We start from the raw sequence: 21,339 nt of genomic DNA, 5'->3' as shown, positions 1-21,339 counted from the left end.
AAAAAATCTACAGGCCGTTCCTGCGGATCACGTCCCGGTACCATAGCGCGCTGTCCTTGGGCACCCTGGTGAGTGTCCCGTAGTCCACATGGACGATGCCGAACCGCCGCCGGTAGCCCTCCGCCCACTCGAAGTTGTCGAGCAGCGACCAGACGAGGTATCCGCGCAGGTCGGCGCCCGCTTCGATGGCCCGCCCCACCTCGCGCAGATGCCCGTCCAGGTACGCGACCCGCTGCGCGTCGTGCACCCTGCCGTTCTCCAGCACGTCCTCGAAGGCCGCGCCGTTCTCCGTGACCATGAGGCCGACCTGCGGATAGTCCTCGGAGAGCCGGACGAGCAGCCTGGACAGGCCGTCGGGCACGATCGGCCAGCCCATCGCGGTAGTCGGCGCGTCCGCCGTGGCGAACTTGACGTCCTCCGACCCCGGCCACGCGGCGTCGGCCGGCAGCCCGGGGCCCGCCTCGACCACGCACGGGTTGTAGTAGTTCACGCCGATCAGGTCGATCGGCGCGTTGATCAGCGCGAGGTCGCCGTCCTGGATGTGGCCGGTGCCGCCGTTGCGCTCCGCCGCCGCGATGACCTCCTCCGGGTACGTCCCGTACACCGCAGGGTCGAGGAACTGCCTGGTCAGCAGCGCGTGGATGCGGTGGGCGACGGCCGCGTCCGCCTCGCTCGGCACCGCCGAGGGGTCGTTGACCTGGGCGGGGGTGAGCACAGGCGAGGAGTTCACGACCAGCATGATGCGCTGCGCGCCGCCCGCGCGCAGCGCCCGCGTGGCCAGGCCGTGGCCGAGCAGCATGTGGTGCGCCGAGCGCATGGCGTCGCCCGGGTCGCGGCGGCCCGGCGCGTGCACGCCGTTGCCGTAGCCGAGGAACGCCGCCACCCACGGCTCGTTCAGCGTCGTCCAGTCGCTGACGCGGTCGCCGAGCCGGTCGTGCACGGCCTGCGCGTAGTCGGCGAACCGATAGGCCGTATCGCGATTTGTCCAACCACCACGGTCTTCGAGCCCTTGGGGTAGATCCCAGTGATAAAGCGTGACATAGGGCGAAATTTTGGCGGCAAGTAGCTCATCCACGAGCCTGTCGTAGAACGCCAGCCCGCGCGGGTTGATCGACCCCTCGCCGTCGGGCTGGATGCGCGGCCAGGCGATCGAGAACCGGTAGGCCGCCAGCCCCAGCTCGCCCATCAGCCCGATGTCGTCCTTGTAGCGGTGGTAGTGGTCGCAGGCCACGTCTCCGGTGTCGCCGTCCGCCACGTTCCCGGGGGTGTGGGAGAAGGTGTCCCAGATCGACTGGCCCCGCCCGTCCTCCTTGACCGCCCCCTCGATCTGGTAGGAGGCCGTCGCGGCGCCCCAGACGAAGTCCTCGGGAAAGATCATCCCTTAACAGCTCCTTGCATGATTCCGCCGATGATTTGCTTGCCGAACAGGGCGAAGACGGCCACGAGCGGCAGGGTTCCGATCGCGGTTCCGGCCAGGCCCAGCACGTAGTCGTTGACGTACCCGCTGGCGAGTGTCGACAGGGCCACCTGGACGGTCGGATTGTCCGGGCTGAGGACGACCAGCGGCCAGAAGTAGTCGTTCCAGGCCGACATGAACGTCAGCATGCCCAGCACCGCCGCCGCCGGCCGCGCGGTGGGCAGCACGACGTGCCAGAACAGGCCCCACGTCGTGCACCCGTCCACCCGCCCCGCCTCCAGCAGCTCGCCCGGCAGGGCGCGCGACAGGTACTGCGTCATGAAGAACACGCCGAACGCGTTGACCAGCGCGGGCACGATGAGCGCGTAGTTGGTGCCGGTCCACTCCAGCTTCACCATGAGCATGTAGAGCGGGATGATGCCGAGCTGGGCCGGGACCATCATGGTCGCGATGGTGATCACGAGCATGGCGTTCCTGCCCCTGAACCGCAGCTTGGCGAAGGCGAACCCGGCCAGCGTCGAGAAGAACATCACCGCGACCGAGATCGACCCGGCCACGATGACCGAGTTGGCCAGCGCCAGCCCGAAGGGGACGGTGTCGAAGACCCTGGCGACGTTGGCGAAGAAGTTCCCGCCCGGCAGCAGCGGCGGCGGCACCTCGGCCAGCGCCGAGTTGTGCCTGGAGGCCACCACGACGCTGTAGTAGAGCGGGAAGGCCGAGAAGAAGGCCACCGCGGTCAGGGTCAGATAACGCAGCCTCACAGCAGCCCGCCCTTCACCCTGCGGCTGATCAGGAAGTTGATCCCGGCCACGATCACCACGGCCACGAACATCAGCCAGGACGCGGCCGAGGCGTAGCCGAAGTCGAACGTGGAGTTCCCGAAGCCCTGCTCGTAGACGAACAGCGCCAGCGTCTGGAACTGCCGGTCTGGCCCGCCGGTGGCGACGCCGCCGCCCGCGCCGCTGCTCTGCCCGAACAGCATGGGCTCGGCGATGATCTGCATGGCGCCGATCGTGGAGACGATGACCACGAAGACGATCGTCGGCCGGATCATCGGCATCGTGATCCTGCGCAGCTGCGTGACGTTGCTCGCGCCGTCGATCGTGGCGGCCTCGTACAGCTCGCGCGGCACGGCCTGCATGGCGGCCAGGAAGATCAGCGCGTTGTAGCCGGTCCAGCGCCACATGATCATGGTCGACAGGGCGATGTGCGAGGTCGCGGTGCCCGCCGCCCAGTCGATGTTGCCGGCCCCGAACCAGGAGAGAACCCAGTTGATCATCCCGAAGTCCCGGCCGAAGAGCTGGCTGAAGATCACCACCACCGCCACCACGCTGGTGACGTTCGGCAGCAGCAGCGCGACCCTGAACATCGTCTGGAACCGCAGCCGCCGGTTGAGCAGGTGCGCCAGCCAGATGGCCAGCGCGAGCTGCGGCACGGTCGAGAGGAAGCCGATGGACAGGGTGTTGAACGTCGCGTTCCAGAAATATCCGTCGGCCAGCAGCGTGGTGAAGTTGTCCAGACCGACGAACGTCTGGGTCTCCGACAGCAGCGTCCACTCGTGCAGGCTCACCCACGCCGTGTAGGCCAGCGGGAACAGCCCGAAGGCACAGAACAGCAGGAAGAACGGCGCCACGTAGGCGTACGGCGACACCCTCACGTCGAGGGTGTGCCGCACATTGCGCCTACGCCGTCGCACGACCGCGAGGGGAAGAGTGCTCATTTGATCTTCTTGACGTCCTCGAGCACCTGCGCCCATGCCTCGTCCGGCGTCTGCTTGCCCTGCTCGACCCGGCCGAGGCCGTTGCCGATGGCGGTGCGGACGTCCGCCTCCTTGGGACCGAGGTGCTGCGGCTTGAGCGCCTTGGCGGCCTCGGAGTAGATCTTGCCGATGGGGGCGTCGCCGAAGAACGGCTTGGTGAAGTTCTGGATCGACGGGTCGTCATAGAGCGCCGGGATCGACGGGAACGTGCCCTCCTCCTTGAACACCTTGGCCTGGTTGTCCTTGGAGGTGAGGAAGTCGATCAGCTCGGCCGCCTCCTTCGGGTGCTTGCTCTGCTTGGGCACCATCAGGTGCGAGCCGCCGCTGTTGCCCGAGCCGCCGGGCACGGTCGCGATGTCCCACTTGCCGGTCGCGTCCTTGGCCTGCTCCTGGATGAAGCCGGTCATCCAGGCCGGGCAGATGATCGTGGCGAACGAGCCCTTGGCGAACCCGGTGTTCCACGGGGGCGAGAAGGCCGCCAGCTTGGCGGTCAGGCCCTCCTGGGTGAGCTGGTTCGACAGGTCCCAGGCCTTCTTCACCTCGGGGTTCGACTCCACGATGATCTGGTCCTGGGCGTCGTACAGGCCGATCGGCGCCTGGTTGACCATGGCGCGGAGGATCTCACCGGGGCTGTCCACGAACTTGGCGCCGGCCACGCTCGCTCCGGCGAACTTCTTGCCGGTCGCGATGTACTGCTCCCAGGTCGGCCAGAGCGCGGCCACCTCGGCCCGGTCGGTCGGCAGGCCGGCCTTCTTGAACAGGTCCTTGCGGTAGCACATGGCCAGGCCGCCCACGTCGGTGCCGAGCCCGAGCACCTGCGAGCCGTCCTTGCTCAGGCCCTGCTGCCACTTCCAGTCGAGGTAGTCGGCCTGCCGCTTGTCCAGGCCGAACTGCTTGAGGTCGGTGAACTTGGCCGGCTGGGCGGTGAAGGTGCTGACGTAGCCGACCTCGACGGCCTCGATGTCGGCCGCGCCGGCGTTCGTCGCGAGCCGCTTGACCAGGTTGCTGTGGTGGTCGTTGAACTGCGCGACGTTCTCGACGATCTCGACGTTGGGGTGGGTCTTCTTGTATTCCGCGTAGAGCGGCTTGAAGCCGAAGTCGCCGAAGAGGCCGACGGTCAGCTTGATCTTCTCTCCTGGCGTGGCGCTCGCCTTCGTGGCGGTGTCTCCACCGCCACCACCGCCGCACGCCGTCGCAAGAGCGAGTACGGACGCGGTGAGCAAAGGCAGGCCGAGCCGCCGGATGCGAGGGGTCATGGAAACCCTCCTGGGTTCGGAGCTAGGGGGATGTGAGAGAGCGCTCTCTCGACAGATTCCAGGGGCTCACACCGCTCTGTCAACGGGTGTTAAATAACGATCGGCGTTATCGAGAGAGCGCGTTCAGAAACGGGGGCAGTGTTTACGCGCTGAGCGCGCGGCCGGCCATCCTGGCGTACATGCGGCCGGGACTCGGGTCCTCGGTGAGGAATCCGGGCAGCATGGGCAGGTCGACGGCGAACGGGTCGAGCCGCTCGTACAGCTCGTCGGCGTCGGCGGGCCGGGCGTCCGGCTTCTTCTCCAGCAGCTGGGCCAGCAGCGCGCCCAGCTCGCCCGGGAGGCCGGGAATGGCCGGCGGGCGCTCCTTGACCTGCTTCTCGAAGACCACGTAGTCGGTGGGGCCGGTGAAGAGCTGGTGGCCGGTCAGCATCTCGTGCAGGACGCAGCCGAGCGAGTACAGGTCGCTGCGCGACTCGGCCACGCCGTGCTGGATCTGCTCGGGGGCCATGTACGCGGGCGTGCCCAGGATCTGCCCGATCCTGGTGAACGTGGTGACCTCCGTGTCGCGCAGCATGGCCAGCCCGAAGTCGAGCACCTTCACGCTGCCGTCCGGGCAGAGCATGAGGTTCGTCGGCTTGAGGTCGCGATGGCAGATCGACAGGGCGTGGGCCGCCGACAGCACGGCACACGCCTGGGCCGCGATCGCCGCCGCCCACGGCACGGGCAGCGGGCCGTGCTCGCTGACCACGTCGGCCACCGTGACGCCCTCGATGAACTGCATCACCTGGTAGAGCCGCTGCTCATAGGTGCCGAAGTCGTAGAGCACGGGGGCGCCGGGATGCTCCAGCCTGGCCAGGATGCGGGCCTCGCGGATGAACCGGCGTTCCAGCTCCTGATCGGGCCCGCTGGGCAGCCTGAGCAGCTTGACCGCGACCCGGCGGTCCAGGTGGCGGTCATGGCCCGCGTAGACCGCGCCCATGCCTCCCTGGCCCAGAGGGAGGTCGTCGAGCTCATAGCGGTCGCCGATGACCATTCGCCCCTCCACGCAGCCTTTCGGGAAAAACTACACCGTCAGGACTGCGGGTGCAGGTGGCCGTCGGCGAGGCCGTCGAGCCCCAGCCGGATCAGCGCCTGCCCCAGCGTCGAGGTCTCGCGGATGGCGTCTTCGAGGACGGCGAGCTGCCTGAAGGACTCGCCGTACGCTTTCTGTTCCTTCAGCGACAGCCTGGGCAGGCGGGTGCGGCGCACGTCGAACCTGCTGGAGCCGGTGGTCACCCGCCCGCCCGCGGCCCGCAGGAAGCCGGCCAGGAAGTCGGGGTCGAGCCTGCGGGCGTCCACCCGGTAGAGGGTCAGATGCGGGCCCAGCACCGCGCCGCCGTCGGCCACGACGCGCACGCTGGAGTAGGAGGCCACCACGTCGCCCGGCCGGATGGCGACCAGGCCCTGCTGCATGGTGGTGAAGCCGGACGGCGGCGTGCCGTTGAGCACGTCGTCGGTGGTGAGCACGGGCACGTCGCCGCCGTCGGCCGACATCTTGGGCGGGGCCTGCGAGGTGGCCACCAACCCCTCCTTGATCAGGTCGCCGAGCGTGGTGGCGGGCTGGTCGAGCGGCTGCTCCAGGACCTGGAGGTCGGGCGGGACCGCGGCGGCCGCCAGGAACCGGTCACGGGCCTCGGCGAACGCCCTGCCCACGTCGTCGCGGCGCTCGTGGCGGGCCGGGGTCATGTCGACCTCGTCGGCCAGCAGGTCGATGATGCGCACCGTCTGGTCCGAACGATCCTCCAGGTACGCCTGCCAGGCCGGCTCGACCGCCGACAGGTCCGCGGTGGCGTCGATGATCAGCACGTCGGACGGCGGGCGCTCACCGGGCGCCGGGCGGCGCAGCAGCCACAGGTCCGAACCGGGCAGCGCCACGACGGCCCGCAGCGCGCCTGCGCGCAGCAGGTTGGCCCTGATGCGGCGGCCCGCCTTGCGGCTGGCGGCGGCTGGCGGCATGAGGATGGCGACCAGGCCGCGCGGCTTGACGTGGGTGAGGCAGTGCTGCACCCAGGCCAGCTCGGGCTCGCCGCGCGGCGGCAGGCCGTGCTCCCAGCGCGGGTCGCCGGTCAGCTCCTCATAGCCCCAGGCGCGTTCGTTGAACGGCGGATCGCACACCACGGCGTCGGCCTTCTCATTGGGGAAGCCGTCGTTGCGCATCGAGTCACCGGCCACGACCTCGGCCGCGATGCCGCGCAGGCGCAGCCGGGAGGCGGTGATGATGGCCGAGGTCTCGCTGAGATCCTGCCCCAGCATCCGCACACCCGCCCCACCCGCCAGCTCTCCGGCCAGGCTCCCCACCGGGCCACCCGCCGCCGAACCGCCCAGCTGCCCGCCCACCGGAGCGTCTACCTGACCGCCCGCCGGGCCGCCGGCCTGACCGCTCATCTGACCGCCCGCGGGGCCGCCGGGCTGGCCGCCTGTCGGACCGCTCATCTGGCCGCCCGCTTGGCCGCCGGGCTGACCGCCCGCTGGACCGCTCATCTGGCTGCCCGCTTGGCCACCCGTCTGGCCGCCCGCCGAGCCAGCCGTCTGGCCGCCCGCCGAGCCAGCCGTCTGACCGCCTGCCGGGCCAGCCGCCTGGCTGCCCGCCAGGCCACTTGCCTGACCGCCTGTCTGGCCGACTGCCGGCCCGCTCGCCGGAGCACCCGTCTGGCCGGCTGCCGACCCGCCTGTCCGGCCGACTGCCGACCGGCTCGCCGGGCCACTCGCCTGGCCGCCCGCAGGACTACCCGTCTGGCTGGCCGCCGTCCGGCTCGCCGGACCGCTCGTCTGGCCGCTCGTCTGGCCGGTCGCCGGGTTGCCCGTCCGGCCGGTCGTCGGGGCGGGCGCGAGGAGCAGCGTGCCGACTCCGCAGGCCGGGTCGAGGATGGTCGCGCCGTCGGCGCTCACCAGCCGGACCATCAGCTCGGCCACGTCGTCGCGGGTGACGGAGAGCTGCCTGGAGTGCGCCTCGAGATAACGCTCGCAGAGGAACTCGTACGCGGTCAGCGGATCGTGCTCCTCGGCCAGCTCGGTGACGAGCGCGACCAGCTCGGGATCCAGCTCATCCGAGCCCTCACCCATCATGCCGGAACCGCCGCCTGCCACACCGGAACCGTCGCCGGCCGCGTCGGAAGTGCTGCCGGACGACTGGGGGTGGCCCTCGGCGGCGCGCCGTACCCCTGGAGCGCCCGTTCGGCCCGAGCCGGGAACACCTGCGCTCGGAGCGGCCGTGGCATGGCGACCCGCCACGCCCGGGAGGTCGTCGGAGGCCGAGGGGTTCGCGCCGACGCTGGGCGCGGCGTCGCCGGGGCGGGCGCCGGGGGCGGCTTCGCCGGTGGCGGGGTCGGCGCCGCGGGTTTCCGCGAGGCGCGTCAGCAGGACGCCGGCCTGGGCAACCAGCTCACCCAGGCGCAAATCACCCGCCGCTTTCAGGCGTTGCCATACCCGATCTCCCAGCGAGACCTGGTAGGACTTCCCATAGCGCCGCAGCCAGGACTCGACCTGGCGCAGCGAGAACAGCGGCTGGTTGGCGGTGCCGCCAACGGGTTGGGGGAAGTCGTCGTGGCGACGGCGCCAGTTGCTCACCGCGGCACGCCCGACACCGGCGAGCCGGGCGATGTCCCCGGCGTTGACGGTCGGGTCGTGGCTCATGAAGCCCACAGTAGTTCACAAGAGTCTTCAGCGCATCTGCTTGTGAAGTCTTTCAACCAATGATTTACTGCAGGGTATGAAGCACAACATCCGCTATGCCGCCGGATCAGACGTTGGCCGCCGCAGGGAGCAGAACGAGGATTCTGGCTACGCGAGTGGCCGGTTGCTCGTGGTGGCTGACGGAATGGGCGGACACGCGGCCGGCGAGCTGGCGAGCTCGGCGGCGATCGCCGTCATGCGCGAGCTGGATGCCACGCTTCCCGAGACCGGCTCCGACCTGGAGGCGGCGCTGGAGGGCGCCGTGCACGAGGCGGCGCGCAGACTGGTCGAGCTGGCCGACATCGACCCCGCGCGCAGGGGGATGGGGACCACGGTGACCGCCATGCTGTGGGACGGCTACCAGTTCGCCCTGGCTCATCTCGGTGACTCCCGCGGATATCTGCTGCGCGATGGTGCTCTCTACCAGATGACCAAGGATCACACACTTGTGCAGTCGATGGTGGACGAAGGACGGATAACGGAGGATCAGGCCGCTGTGCACCCCCGGCGGTCGATGGTGCTCCGCGTGCTGGGCAGCGAGGGCAGGGCCGAGCCTGACATGGCGTTGCGCGAAGCCGAGCCTGATGATCGCTACCTCCTCTGCTCCGACGGGCTCACGACCGTGCTCGGGCCCGAGGTCCTGCATGAGGTGCTGACCACGGTCGCAGACCCCGGCTCGGCCGTCCAGCGGCTGATCGACCTGGCCAACGAGGGTGGCTCGCCCGACAACGTGACCGTGATCGTGGCCGACGTGGTCGCGCCCGGCGCGGGAGACGCGGGCGTCTACCGAGTCGGCGCCGGCTCCTAGGCAGGATAATAGTAAGTCTCACCAGCCTCAGCGGTCACATAGCCGAAATTTCGGCACATAACAAGACACTTTCCGGGTGATGCGCGCAAAATCGCGACGGCGCTACTACAGTCCATCGTGATTTGTCGGTTTTCTGGGAGGAGCCACCCTGGACCCGATCGCTGACGAGCTGCTGAAGACGGTGCGGCAGGAACTCGGCTATAAGGAGAAGAGCGGCCAGTTCACCAAGTTCGGCCAGTGGTACGCGGATCGCGTCCAAGACACCCAGTATCGCGACGCGCCGTGGTGTGACATGTTCATCGCCTGGGCCGCCGACAAAGCCGGCGTCAGCGACTATGTCGGCCAGTTCGCCTGGACACCCTCCCATGCGGCCTGGTTCATCAAGCAGGGCGCCTGGACGCGACAGCCCGAGCCCGGGGCCCTGGTCTTCTTCGACTGGGGCGGCGGCAAGAGCTACAAGGGCATCGACCATGTCGGGGTCGTGGAGCGCGTCGAGGGCACGAAGATCCACACCATTGAGGCGAACGTCGATCGCGTCTGGCTCAAGCGCAAGACCAGGGAGACGGACAAGGTCGTCGGGTACGGCCTGCCGCGCATGGTCAAGGCCGAGGCCGGCAAGCTCGACGAGATCCGCTCGACCGAGCAGCCGTTCGTGGCCGCGCCGCGCGACGAATCCGCGCACGGGTCGCCCTTGGACGTGCTGGGCACGCCGCCCGCGCTGCTGGCCGCGATGGTGCTCATGACCATCGTCCTCTCCTTACGCGTGTCGGGCCGCCGCCGTGGCACTCACCGCCGTTTCACCTGGCCATGGAACGCGCCAACCACCGGTCGCACCGGCCAGGACCCCCTCGACAGGTCCCCCGCGGGCACCTCGAACGCCAAGGTCCCCGCAGCCGCCGAACCGCCCGGAGGGCCCAAGGCGGCGTCAGGAACCAAGAGCGCGTCGGGAACCAAGACCGCGTCCAGTTCCCAGGCTGCGTCCGGATCCAAGACCGCGGCCGGTGCCAAGGCCTCCGCGCGCGACAAGACGTCGGCGCGCCACAAGTCCCCGGCTCCGGAGCCCGCCGAGTCGCCACCGCACCCGGCTCCCGCGCAGCCGGGACGCCCGGCCAGGACCCGGGTCCCGGCCGGCTCGGCGCACGCGGCGGCCAAGCACGCCACCCCGACACGGCGCAAACCCTACGAGCCCGACTGAGCGATCCGTCGGAGCGCGGGCGGGACGGAGGGCGGGTCAGGTGGTCAGGTCGAGGACGACCTTGACGTCGTCGTGGCCGGGCTCGAAAGCCTCCAGGGCCCGCGTGAACGGCACCCGCCGCGTGATCAGCCGCTCCAGCCACCCCGCGTCGGCCTGGGCCAGCGCCGCCGCCGCGTCCCTGAAGTGCCGCAGGTTCGCGTTGACCGTCCCGAAGACCACGTCGTTCTCCAGCACGATGTCCCGGTTGATCACCCCGGCGTCCACCCGGTGCGTACGCCCCCCGGGCGACAGGCCCGCCAGGCAGACGATCCCCACCGGCGTCGTGGTGGTCATGGCCTCCATGACGAGCGCCCCGGCCCCGGTGCACTCGATGATGATGTCCGGCTTGGCGCCGGCGAACTCGGCCAGCGACGAGCCCGAGTGGTAGGTCCCGCCCAGATCGGTCACCAGGCTCGACTTGAGCCCTTCGGGAGCCCGGTCCAGCACGTGCACCTCCAGCCCGCGCTGCCGCCCGAGCAGGGCCGCCAGCAGCCCGATCGGCCCCGCCCCCGTGACCAGCAGCGTCTGCGGCTCGAACCAGCCGCGCGAGCCGATCCGTTCGATCTGGTCCCAGGCCTTGGCGACCACGGACGTGGGCTCGACCAGCACGCCCACCCGCTCCAGCGCCGGATCGAGCCGTACGGCGTAGCCGGCCTCGATGACCCAGCGCTCGCTGCCGTACCCGTCGAGGTCCTTGATGCCGCGCTCGGTGTAGCGGCCGTTGCGGCACATGTCGAACTCGCCCCGCGCGCAGGCCCCGCACGGCTCGGGGTCGGGCCGGCGGACCACGCCCGCGATCAGGTCGCCGGGGGAGAAGGCGGAGCCCTCCGGGGCTTCGAGCACCCGGCCCAGCGACTCGTGGCCGATGATCAGGCGTTCCCTGCCGGGTGGCGGCCAGCCGTACTCGGCCGCCGCCAGCTCCCTGTCGGTCCCGCAGATCCCCAAGGCCAGGCCCTGGACGAGCAATTCGCCCTGGCCCGGCACCGGATCCGGCACCTCTTCCACGTCCAGCGTCCCCTTGCTGCCCGGCACGAACGTCAGCGCACGCATCGCCGTCACCCCCTTAACCCCCTCTCTACCCGGGACGCTCTTGGGAAATAGTAGGACGTCCTAGTATCTTCGGAAGGAGTAGCCCCTCACGAAGGAGTGAACAGGCGTGCACGTTCCGGTACACCCAGTCCGTTTCGTGACCGCCGCGGCCTTGTTCGACGGCCATGACGCGGCGATCAACATCATGCGGCGAATCCTCCAGTCGCAGGGCGCCGAGGTGATCCACCTCGGTCACAACCGTTCGGTCGACGAGATCGTCACGGCCGCCATCCAGGAGGACGCCCAGGGGGTGGCGATCAGCTCGTACCAGGGCGGGCATGTGGAGTTCTTCTCCTACCTGGTGGAGCTGCTGCGCGAGCGCGGCGCACGACACGTCAAGGTGTACGGCGGCGGAGGCGGCGTGATCGTCCCCGAGGAGATCGAGCTGCTGCATTCGCGCGGCGTCACGCGCATCTTCTCGCCGCAGGACGGCCAGCGGTTCGGGCTCCCCGGCATGATCAACAAGCTCATCGAGGACTGCGACGTCGAGCTCGGCGACGCCCCCTCGGTGGAGGCCGTGGCCTCGGGCGACCAGACGGCGCTGGCCCGCGCGATCACCCTCATCGAGTCGGGCCGCGCTCCCGCAGACCTGGTCGAGGGCCTGCGCGGCACCGTGCAGCGCCGCGCGCCCGTGCTCGGCATCACGGGTACGGGCGGCTCAGGCAAGTCCTCGCTCACCGACGAGCTGGTCCGCAGGTTCCGCGTGGACAACGACGACAAGCTGCGCATCGCGATCATCGCCATCGACCCCACCCGCAGGCGCGGCGGCGGCGCCCTGCTCGGCGACCGCATCAGGATGAACAGCCTGGGCTCCCAGACCTACTTCCGCTCCCTGGCCACCAGAGGCGCACCCAACGAGGTGCCCGCCTGCCTCGACGACGTGATCGCCGCCTGCCGGGCCGCGGGATACGACCTGGTGATCGTGGAGACGCCCGGCATCGGCCAGGGCGACGCCGGCATCGTCCCGCACGTGGACGTGCCCATCTACGTGATGACGCCCGAGTTCGGCGCTGCCTCCCAGCTCGAGAAGATCGACATGCTGGACTTCGCCGAAGCCGTGGTGATCAACAAGTACGAGCGGCGCGGCGCGGAGGACGCCCTGCGCGACGTACGCCGCCAGCTCGTACGCAACCGCGAGGCGTTCGGGGTGTCCCCCGACGAGATGCCGGTCTACGGCACCATCGCCGCCCGCTACAACGACGCCGGCGTCACGGCCCTCTACCACCACCTCAAGGGGCTCCTGCCGACCGGGGAGAGCCCCGGGCTGCTCGCGCAGGTCCAGGGCCGCACCTCGCAGGCGTCGGCCGCGATCGTCCCGCCCGCCAGGGTGCGCTACCTGGCCGAGATCGCCGAGACCGTCCGCGGCTACCACGCGGAGACGCTGGCCCAGGCGGAGATCGCCCGCCGCCGCCAGCAGCTCACGGCCGTACAGGCCATGCTGGACGGGGACCCGCGGCTGGCGGAGCTGGCCGCGCGGGCGGACGGCGAGCTCAGCGACGAGAGCCGTGCCCTGCTCGATGCCTGGCCCGCCGTCAAGGAGCGCTACACCTCCGACGAGCTGGTCGTGAAGATCCGCGACCGCGAGATCCACACCCCGCTCTGGCGCGAGACGCTCTCGGGCAACCGCATCCCGCGGGTCGCCCTGCCCCGCTACACCGACCACGGCGACCTCCTGCGGTTCCTGCGGGCCGAGAACCTGCCGGGGGCCTTCCCCTTCACCGCCGGCGTCTTCCCGTTCAAGCGCGACGACGAGGACCCGACCAGGATGTTCGCGGGGGAGGGCGACCCGTTCCGCACCAACAGGCGCTTCAAGCTGCTGTCGGAGGGCCAGCCCGCGACGCGGCTGTCCACGGCGTTCGACTCCGTGACGCTGTACGGCCACGACCCGGACCTGCGCCCCGACATCTACGGCAAGGTCGGCACCTCGGGCGTCTCCATCGCCACGCTGGACGACATGAAGGTGCTCTACGGCGGGTTCGACCTGGCCGCGCCCAACACGTCGGTCTCCATGACGATCAACGGCCCGGCCCCCACGATCCTGGCCTTCTACCTCAACGCCGCCCTCGACCAGGCCAGGGACCGCTTCCACACCGAGTACGGCCGCGTGCCGGACGAGCGGGAGGACGGCGAGCTGCGCGCCCGCACGCTGGCCACCGTCAGGGGCACGGTGCAGGCGGACATCCTGAAGGAGGACCAGGGGCAGAACACCTGCATCTTCTCCACGGAGTTCTCGTTGCGGATGATGGCCGACATCCAGGAGTGGTTCATCAGGAACGGGGTGCGCAACTTCTACTCGGTCTCGATCTCCGGCTACCACATCGCCGAGGCCGGGGCGAACCCGATCAGCCAGCTCGCCTTCACCCTCGCCAACGGCTTCACGTACGTGGAGGCGTACCTGGCCAGGGGTATGAAGATCGACGACTTCGCGCCCAACCTGTCGTTCTTCTTCTCCAACGGCATGGACCCCGAGTACAGCGTGCTCGGGCGGGTGGCCCGCCGCATCTGGGCGGTGGCGATGCGGGAGCGGTACGGCGCGGGCGAGCGCTCGCAGAAGCTGAAGTACCACATCCAGACCTCGGGCAGGTCCCTGCACGCCCAGGAGATGAACTTCAACGACATCCGCACCACCCTCCAGGCCCTGATCGCCGTCTACGACAACTGCAACAGCCTGCACACCAACGCCTTCGACGAGGCCGTGACCACCCCGTCGGCCGACTCGGTCCGCAGGGCCATGGCGATCCAGCTCATCATCAACCGCGAGTGGGGCCTGGCCAGGAACGAGAACCCGCTGCAGGGCTCGTTCATCATCGAAGAGCTGACCGACCTGGTGGAGGAGGCGGTGCTGGGCGAGTTCGAGCGGCTGTCGGACCGGGGCGGCGTGCTGGGCGCGATGGAGACCGGCTACCAGCGCGGCAAGATCCAGGACGAGTCCATGCTGTACGAGATGCGCAAGCACGACGGGTCGCTACCCATCGTCGGCGTCAACACGTTCAGGAACCCACGCGGCGACGACGAGCCGGAGCCGCACAAGCTGGAGCTGGCCAGAGGCACCGAGGAAGAGAAGCGCTCGCAGCTCGACCGCCTGCACGCCTTCCACGACCGCAACCGCTCCGAGGCCCCGGCCGAGCTAGCGCGGCTGCGCGAGGCGGCGATGTCGGAGGGCAACGCGTTCGAGGTGCTCATGGACGCCGCCCGCGTCTGCTCGCTCGGCCAGATCACCGAGGCCCTGTTCGAAGCGGGGGGCCAGTACCGGCGCAACGTCTGAGTTTGAGCATCTGCTTAACTAGTTGAGCAGGTGCTCAAACGTGGGAGGTTGCCATGAAGGTCGTGCTCGCGGGCGGGAGCGGCGCGCTCGGCAGGCGGATCGCCGCCGATCTGACGGAGAGGGGAGACGAGGTCGTCATCCTGACCCGCTCGCCGCGTCCCGGCAGCCCCTGGCGGCAGGTGGCCTGGGACGGCGTCACCGTGGGGGAGTGGGCGGGCGAGCTGGCCGGGGCGGCGGTCGTCAACCTGGCCGGCGAGCTGGTCGACCGGCCTCCGACCAGGGCCGGGATCGAGCTGCTCACGCGCTCGCGGGTGCAGCCGACCAGGGCGCTCGCCGAGGCGGCCGCGACGCTCGGCGCGCCGCCGGAGGTGTGGGTGCAGATGAGCACGCTGGCCATCTACGGCGACGGCGGCGAGGACGTCATCGACGAGACGCACCCGGTGGCGGACGGGCCGCCGCAGATGGCCGGGGTCGCCCGCCCGTGGGAGGCGGCCGCGGACGGGGTGCGGGCCGGGCGTACGGTCGTCCTGCGCACCGCCGTCGTCTTCGACCCCGGCACGCCGGCGCTCGGCCGCCTCACCGGGCTGGTCCGCTGGGGCCTGGGCGGGCGCATCGCCTCGGGGCGGCAGTGGGTGAGCTGGCTGCACATCACCGACCTGCTGGCGATCGTCCGCCGCGCGCTCGACGATCCCGGGCTCGCCGGGGTCGTCCACGCCACCAGCCCCAACCCGGTGCGCAACAGCGAGCTGATGGCCACCCTGCGCGACCTCCTGCATCGGCCCGTCGCCCCGCCCACCCCCGCGCTCCTGGCCAGGGCCGGCGCGTGGGTGCTGCGGACCGACCCCGAGCTGGCGCTGACCGGCCGCCGCTGCGTGCCCGCGCGGCTGCGCGAAGCCGGCCACACCTTCGCCTACCCGGAGCTACGCCCAGCCCTGGCCGCCTGCCTCACGTCCTGACCCCTGCCTTACTCCCTGACCCGCCGCCCCTTGGACCCGCCGCCCGCGCCTGGCGAAGTTGCGTCAGGGCGGGTTCTCGCCAGCCGGATCATCTTTCCCGCCACCTGCCGGAAGAGGTGAAATCCGTCCATGCCCCGCACACCACCCGCCAGAAGGCTGACCGACGTCAAGGTGCTCGGGCCGGTCGTCAAGCTCGGGCTGTCGGCGACCACGCAGGAGTGGCTGGCCGGGCCGAGCAAGGCCGGCAAGGCGACGCTGTCGGTCTCGTAAGTTAGCTAAATAACCGTGAAGTCACGATTCGGGGCCGAAGGGGGCTATGTCGCCTTCGGCCCGGTCTTCTCTCCCATACTGGTCGGCGTTCCGGCCGAGCAGAGGGAGACGGGCACCGTGCTGGAGGCGTTAGGGCTCACCGATGGTGAGGAGGCCGTCTATCGCTTCCTGATTGACGCGCCCAGCGCCGCCCGTGAGCTGGCCGCCGCGCTCGACCGGCCGCTGCCCTCCGTGGAGGAGGACCTTCTCGCGCTGATCGGCCGCGGTCTCGTCTCGCGCGTGGCCGGCAGCCCCGTGCGGTACGTCGCCGCACCGCCCTCGGTCGGGCTCGGCGGCCTGCTCACCGCCCGCAGGGAGGAGCTCCGCACGGCGGAGCTGGCCATCGTGGCGCTGACCGAGCAGCACCGGATGGCCGCGACCGACCGCGCCGTCGGCGATCTCATCGAGGTGGTCACCGGTGTGGAGGCGGTACGGCAACGCTTCCTGCAGATCCAGTGGGCGGCCACGAAGCAGGTGCGCTCGTTCTCCACGGTGCCGTTCGTGGCGGTGTCGCCGAGTGACAACACCGCCGAGAACCAGGGCGTCGACCGCGGCGTGACGTATCGCGTGGTGGTCGAGCGCGAGGTGCTGGCCGCGCCGGGGGTGGCCGCGGGCACGATCGACTCCGTGCGCAGGGGCGTACAGGTCAGGGTGGTGGACAAGCTGCCGATCAAGCTGATGATGGCCGACGGCGAGCTGGCGCTGGTCCCGCTCACCACCGAGCCCGGCGAGCCCGCGGCCGTGCTCCTGCACCGCAGCGGCCTGCTCGCCGCCGTGGAGGCGCTGTTCGAGGCGGTGTGGCTGCGGGCCTACCCGTTGCGCGTGGACGGCGCGGGCGCGCTCGACGAGCAACCGGAGGCGGTCGTCACCGAGCTGGACAGGAAGATCCTCGCCCTGCTGCTGGCCGGGCTGACCGACGAGACCGTCGCCGGCCAGCTCGACCTGTCGCTGCGCACCCTCCAGCGGCGGCTCCGTGCGCTGATGGACCTCGCGGGCGTGCGTACGCGCGTGCAGCTCGGCTGGCACGCCGCCCGCCACGACTGGGCCTGACGCGGGCGCGAGCGCCGGGCCGGACGCCGGACCCGCACCGGCCCGGCACCCAGCGCCAACCTGGGCCTGACACGCGCACCGGCCCCCGCCGGGCGGGTGAGCCCGCGCCGATAGGATCGCGATCTGGGGAACATCGTTATCCGGAGGTTTTCATGTCTGACGTCACTTTCAAGGGCAACCCCATCACCGTGGGCGGCACCTTCCCGAAGCCCGGGGACGACGCGCCCGCGTTCCGCCTGGTGGGCGCCGACCTCGCCGAGCGCTCCCTCGACGACTACGGCCAGGCGACCAAGGTGCTCAACATCTTCCCGAGCCTCGACACCGGCGTCTGCGCGGCCTCGGTGCGCCGCTTCAACCAGGTGGCCGCCGACCACCCCGACGTGGCCGTGCTCTGCATCTCCGCCGACCTGCCTTTCGCCCAGAAGCGGTTCTGCGGCGCGGAGGGGCTCGACAACGTGACCACGCTCTCGCTCATGCGGGGCCGCGAGTTCCTCGGCGACTACGGCGTGGCGCAGGAGTCCGGGCCGCTGGCCGGGCTGGCCGCCCGCGCGGTGGTGGTGCTCGACGGCGACAACAAGGTGATCTACTCCCAGCTGGTGCCGGAGATCACGCAGGAGCCCGACTACGAGGGCGCGCTCTCCGCGCTCAAGTAAGCCCGCTCAAGCTCGGGCAAGCCCGCTCAGGCTCAGGCAAGCCCGCTCAAGATCGGGCAAGCCCGCTCAAGCTCGGGCAAGCCCGTTCAGGGTCGTCCTGAACTCCTCGGCCAGCTCCAGCAGGTGCTGGTCGCCGGTGGCGGTGTGCTGGAGGTCCAGGATGACCTCGTGGACCCCGGCCTCCGCCGCGTCGGCCAGGTACGCGCAGATCTGCGCGACCGTCCCGCTGCGCGGCGGAGTGCCCTGGCCGGTGACGACGGGGTTGGAGCGCAGGACCATGCGCAGCGCCCCCGGGTCGCGCCCGGCCCGCTCGGCGCTCTCGCCCACGGTCCGCCACATCGACGTGAGCGCCGGGATCGGCAGCGCGGCCGTGAGCCAGCCGTCGGCCCTGCGGCCGATCCGCCGCAACGCGTCCTCGGCGAACCCGGCCAGGTAGAGCGGCGGCCGCCGGGCCGGTTTGGGCTCGATGTGGCTGGGGGCGATCGTCCACAGCTCGTGCTCGAACGCCACCGGATCGGTGCCCCAGATCGCCTCCAGCGCGTCGAGGGTGGCGTCGTAACGCCTGGCCCGATCCCGCCACGGCACGCCGGCGGCGGCGTACTCGTCGGAGGACCAGCCCAGCCCGAGCCCCACGTTCAGCCGCCCGCCGCTGAGGTGGTCGATCGTGGTGAGCGAGCGGGCCAGCACGGGCGGCGGGTACCAGCAGGCGTTCAGCGCGCTGGTGCCCAGCCGCACGGCGGAGGTCGCGGTGGAGATCACGGAGGCGGCCACCGACAGCACCGCGAACGGGTCCAGGAACACCCGGTGCGCCTCGGGGATCCGGCCGTCGCCGCCCGGGTAGCGGTCCTTCGGGCGCAGCGGCGTCATCAGCCGGTCGCCCGCCCACAGGCACGTGAAACCGAGCGACTCCGCCTCCCGCGCCACCCGCAGCACGCTGGGCAGCGCGGCGAACCTGCCGTACTGCGGAACGGCCAGGCCGAGGTCCATGGCTCAGCTCCTCCTGCCCACGCCGCACAGGAGCAGTGACGACTCGGGACCACCGGCGAAGTCGATCAGGTCGGCCTGCTCGGGATGCCATTCGGGCAGCCAGACGACTCCCGGACGGACCAGGTCGAATCCCTCGAACAGGGCCGTGATCCCGGCCCGGCCGCGCAGGGTGAGAGGGGCGCCGGCCCGCCGGTAGACCTCGGTGGCCTTCTGGACGGCGGCGGCGCGGGCGGCGTCGCCGGTGCCGTGGGACATGACCAAGTAGCTGCCCGGGGCCAGGGCATCGCGTAGGCTCGCGACGATCTCCTGAGGGCGTTCGGACTCGCTGAGGTAGTGCAGGACCGCCAGCAGCAGCACGCCGACGGGACGGCCGAAGTCGATGGCCTGCGTCACGTCCGGATTTTTCAGGATCTGGTGGGGATCGCGGACGTCGCCCTCGACCACGGTCGTGTCACCCTGCCCGGCCAGCATCGCCCTGGCGTGCACCAGCACCACCGGATCCCGGTCGACGTAGACCACCCGCGCGCCCTGACGCACCTTCGCGGCGACCTCGTGCACGTTGCCCTGCGCCGGCAGCCCGGTGCCGAGATCGAGGAACTGCGTGATGCCGGCCTCGGCGAGGAAGCGCACGGACCGCGCCAGAAACGCCCGGTTCGCCCGAGCCGCCGCCCGTAACTCGGGAGCCACCTTGAGGATCTTCTCCGCCGCCACGCGATCGGCGGGAAAGTGATCTTTACCGCCGAGATAGTAGTCGTAGAGCCGGGCCACGTTGGGTGTACGCGGATCGAAGCCTGGTGACTCTCGCTCCAACCGTCAATCCCCCGATCACAAACTGATGATCTTTGTTGTGGATTCTACGGATCTATACCGACATCCCGTCACGATTACTCGCCGATCTAGGCTGCTGGTGTGGACGACACCGGTGTGCCCGTGAAGATTCCCCAGACCGTGCGGCGAATCGTGTCCCTCGTGCCCTCTTTGACCGAGTCGGTGGCGGCGACGATGCCCGCCGCGCTGGTCGGGGCGACGGACTGGTGCTCACACCCGGCCGACCTGGACGTGGCCAGGGTCAGGGGCACCAAGAACCCCGACCTCGACGCGATCAGGAAGCTCAGGCCCGACGTCGTCCTGGCCAACGCCGAGGAGAACCGCGCGCCCGACATCGAGGCCCTGCGCGCGGCGGGCGTTGCGGTCTGGGTGACCAGGATCGAGACCCTGGAGGAGGCGTTCGCCTCGCTGGCGCGGATGTTCACGTACGCGTGCCGTACCGGCAGGCCGGAGTGGCTGGACGCGGCCGAGCGGGCGTGGCGCGCGCCCGCCGCGGGCCCGCGGCGCACGGCGATCGTCCCGATCTGGCGGCGGCCCTGGATGGTCGTGGGGCGCGACACGTTCACCGGGGACGTGCTCAGGCGTCTCGGCGTGGACAACCTGTACGCCGGGCACGCGGAGCGCTACCCCAAGATCCCGCTGGCCGAGCTGGTCGAGCGGCGGCCCGACCTGGTGGTGCTGCCCGACGAGCCCTACGCCTTCGCGCCGGACGACGGCCCCGAGTCCTTCCCCGGCCTGCCCTGCGCCCTGGTGAGCGGGCGGCTGCTCACCTGGTACGGGCCCTCGCTCGTGGACGCGCCCGCCCTGCTGCGACAGGCACTCGGCTGAGGGTCCGGCTCATCCGACCGCGCCGGTCTTGGTGCGTTTGCCCGGCCCCGAGTCCGCCAGGGCGGCGTCCACGGAGGCGGGGGAGAGCACGTGCTCCATGACGATCACCGCCATCCCCACGATCCCCGCCCGGCCGCCCAGCGAGGTCGTGACGATCTCCAGGTTCCTGGTCGTGTACGGCAGGCTGCGCCGATAGACGATCTCCCTGATCCCGGTCAGATAGTGCTCACGGGTCTCCGCCATGTCCCCGGCCAGCACCAGCACGCCGGGGTTGAGCAGGCTGACCGCCGTGGCCAGCACGATGCCCAGCGTGCGGCCCGCCTCCTGGACGCGGGCGATGGCCCCAGGGTCGCCCGCGTGGACGAGGCGCACCACGTCCCGGCTGGAGTCCCGGCCGAGGTCGGTGGCCAGGGCGTGGCCGCTGGCCAGCGAGGCCACGCAGCCGCGCGAGCCGCACGTGCAGACCCGGTCGTCGGTCTCGCGCAGGCGTACGTGCCCGATGTTGCCCGCGGCCTCCTCGACGCCCCGGTAGATCTGCCCGTCGAGGACGATGCCGGTGCCGATCCCGGTGGACACCTTGATCAGGATCAGCGAGTCGGTCTGCCGCCAGGACGACCACCACTCGCCCAGCGCCATCGCGTTGGCGTCGTTCTCGACCAGGATGGGCACGTCGTACGTGCTGCCGATCGCCGCGCCCACCGGATAGTCGTCCCACCCGGGCATCAGGAACGACCTGATCACCCGGCCGGTGGTGTGGTCCACCGAGCCGGGCAGGTCCAGGCCGATGCCGCACACCTCGGAGGCCGGCCGGCCGGCCCGGTCCAGCATCCGCTGGAACGCCTGCCGCACCCACGACAGGACCGCGTCGGGACCGAGCTCGATGCGCATCTCGGTGCTCTCCTCGGCCATCGGCCGGGCGGCCAGGTCGGTCAGCGCCACCCTGGCGTGCGTGGCGCCCAGATCGGCCACCAGCAGCAGCCGCCTGGTGGCGTCCACGTCCAGCACCGAGGGCGGCCGCCCGCCGCCCGAGGTGCCGACGCCGGACTCGTGGATGTAGCAGGCGTCGATGAGCCGGTCGACCCGGTCGGTGATCGTCGACCGGGACAGGCCGGTGTACTCGATGAGTTCTTTGCGCGTACGGCAGGAGCCATTGCGGATGAGCTGGAGGATCTGCCCTGCCGTCAGCATG

At 70.7% G+C, this 21,339-nt stretch carries 18 protein-coding genes; 8 read left to right on the top strand and 10 right to left on the bottom strand.

What is annotated here, in order from left to right; translation table 11 throughout:
* Positions 1–7: 7 nt before the first annotated feature.
* From ABEA43_RS36645 to ABEA43_RS36620, 6 genes are all read right to left on the bottom strand, one after another.
* A complete protein-coding gene (locus tag ABEA43_RS36645) occupies positions 8–1,378 on the bottom strand; it encodes a GH1 family beta-glucosidase (RefSeq protein WP_345569211.1) in 1,371 nt (456 codons plus the stop codon).
* Entirely contained in the window at positions 1,375–2,178 is an 804-nt protein-coding gene (locus tag ABEA43_RS36640; protein WP_345569209.1) for a carbohydrate ABC transporter permease, read from the bottom strand. The genes ABEA43_RS36645 and ABEA43_RS36640 overlap by 4 nt, the downstream gene beginning before the upstream one ends.
* On the bottom strand, positions 2,175–3,137 hold the full coding sequence (locus tag ABEA43_RS36635) for a carbohydrate ABC transporter permease (RefSeq protein ID WP_345569207.1): 963 nt from the start codon (positions 3,135–3,137) through the stop codon (positions 2,175–2,177). The genes ABEA43_RS36640 and ABEA43_RS36635 overlap by 4 nt, the downstream gene beginning before the upstream one ends.
* A complete protein-coding gene (locus ABEA43_RS36630; protein ID WP_345569205.1) occupies positions 3,134–4,432 on the bottom strand; it encodes an ABC transporter substrate-binding protein in 1,299 nt (432 codons plus the stop codon). The genes ABEA43_RS36635 and ABEA43_RS36630 overlap by 4 nt, the downstream gene beginning before the upstream one ends.
* Positions 4,433–4,574: 142 nt before the next feature.
* A complete protein-coding gene (locus tag ABEA43_RS36625) occupies positions 4,575–5,465 on the bottom strand; it encodes a serine/threonine-protein kinase (protein WP_345569203.1) in 891 nt (296 codons plus the stop codon).
* A gap of 38 nt (positions 5,466–5,503) precedes the next feature.
* The gene (locus ABEA43_RS36620) at positions 5,504–8,104 is read right to left on the bottom strand and encodes an N-6 DNA methylase (protein WP_345569201.1); all 2,601 of its coding nucleotides are present in this window, start codon (positions 8,102–8,104) and stop codon (positions 5,504–5,506) included.
* A 76-nt stretch (positions 8,105–8,180) separates the two neighbouring features.
* Between ABEA43_RS36620 and ABEA43_RS36615 the strand changes: the two genes are divergently transcribed.
* Both ABEA43_RS36615 and ABEA43_RS36610 read left to right on the top strand, forming a co-directional pair.
* A complete protein-coding gene (locus ABEA43_RS36615) occupies positions 8,181–8,951 on the top strand; it encodes a PP2C family protein-serine/threonine phosphatase (RefSeq protein ID WP_345569199.1) in 771 nt (256 codons plus the stop codon).
* 181 nt (positions 8,952–9,132) lie between these two features.
* On the top strand, positions 9,133–10,146 hold the full coding sequence (locus ABEA43_RS36610) for a CHAP domain-containing protein (RefSeq protein ID WP_345569197.1): 1,014 nt from the start codon (positions 9,133–9,135) through the stop codon (positions 10,144–10,146).
* A 36-nt stretch (positions 10,147–10,182) separates the two neighbouring features.
* Here the strand turns inward: ABEA43_RS36610 and ABEA43_RS36605 are convergent, their stop codons facing one another.
* Positions 10,183–11,235, bottom strand: a complete 1,053-nt coding sequence (locus tag ABEA43_RS36605) for a glucose 1-dehydrogenase (protein WP_345569195.1) — start codon at positions 11,233–11,235, stop codon at positions 10,183–10,185.
* Positions 11,236–11,341: 106 nt separating this feature from the next.
* Between ABEA43_RS36605 and icmF the strand changes: the two genes are divergently transcribed.
* The 5 genes from icmF (at position 11,342) to tpx (ending at position 17,507) form a co-directional block, all read left to right on the top strand.
* The gene (gene icmF / locus ABEA43_RS36600) at positions 11,342–14,539 is read left to right on the top strand and encodes a fused isobutyryl-CoA mutase/GTPase IcmF (protein ID WP_345569194.1); all 3,198 of its coding nucleotides are present in this window, start codon (positions 11,342–11,344) and stop codon (positions 14,537–14,539) included.
* Positions 14,540–14,592: 53 nt separating this feature from the next.
* Positions 14,593–15,495, top strand: coding sequence for a TIGR01777 family oxidoreductase (locus ABEA43_RS36595; RefSeq protein ID WP_345569193.1), 903 nt, complete (start codon positions 14,593–14,595; stop codon positions 15,493–15,495).
* Between the two features lie 129 nt (positions 15,496–15,624).
* Positions 15,625–15,765, top strand: a complete 141-nt coding sequence (locus tag ABEA43_RS36590; RefSeq protein ID WP_345569191.1) for a hypothetical protein — start codon at positions 15,625–15,627, stop codon at positions 15,763–15,765.
* Between the two features lie 15 nt (positions 15,766–15,780).
* Positions 15,781–16,854, top strand: a complete 1,074-nt coding sequence (locus ABEA43_RS36585; protein ID WP_345569189.1) for a helix-turn-helix domain-containing protein — start codon at positions 15,781–15,783, stop codon at positions 16,852–16,854.
* 152 nt (positions 16,855–17,006) lie between these two features.
* Positions 17,007–17,507, top strand: a complete 501-nt coding sequence (gene tpx / locus ABEA43_RS36580) for a thiol peroxidase (RefSeq protein ID WP_345569188.1) — start codon at positions 17,007–17,009, stop codon at positions 17,505–17,507.
* 66 nt (positions 17,508–17,573) lie between these two features.
* Here tpx and ABEA43_RS36575 read toward each other — a convergent pair whose 3' ends face one another.
* Positions 17,574–18,494 (bottom strand): TIGR03619 family F420-dependent LLM class oxidoreductase, encoded by a 921-nt coding sequence (locus ABEA43_RS36575; protein WP_345569186.1) that lies wholly within the window; start codon positions 18,492–18,494, stop codon positions 17,574–17,576.
* A gap of 3 nt (positions 18,495–18,497) precedes the next feature.
* The gene (locus ABEA43_RS36570; protein ID WP_345569184.1) at positions 18,498–19,304 is read right to left on the bottom strand and encodes an SAM-dependent methyltransferase; all 807 of its coding nucleotides are present in this window, start codon (positions 19,302–19,304) and stop codon (positions 18,498–18,500) included.
* Positions 19,305–19,403: 99 nt separating this feature from the next.
* Here ABEA43_RS36570 and ABEA43_RS36565 point away from each other — a divergent pair, with 99 nt between their 5' ends.
* Positions 19,404–20,150, top strand: a complete 747-nt coding sequence (locus ABEA43_RS36565; protein ID WP_345569182.1) for a helical backbone metal receptor — start codon at positions 19,404–19,406, stop codon at positions 20,148–20,150.
* A gap of 9 nt (positions 20,151–20,159) precedes the next feature.
* Here ABEA43_RS36565 and ABEA43_RS36560 read toward each other — a convergent pair whose 3' ends face one another.
* Complete coding sequence (locus ABEA43_RS36560) at positions 20,160–21,338, bottom strand: ROK family transcriptional regulator (RefSeq protein ID WP_345569180.1); 1,179 nt, start codon at positions 21,336–21,338, stop codon at positions 20,160–20,162.
* Position 21,339: the final 1 nt, after the last annotated feature.

Origin of the sequence: Nonomuraea rosea (assembly GCF_039539705.1) — a bacterium.
In the GTDB taxonomy this organism is placed as follows: domain Bacteria; phylum Actinomycetota; class Actinomycetes; order Streptosporangiales; family Streptosporangiaceae; genus Nonomuraea; species Nonomuraea rosea.
Note: the sequence above shows the minus strand (reverse complement) of the source record. Positions and strands in the feature narration are given on the sequence as shown.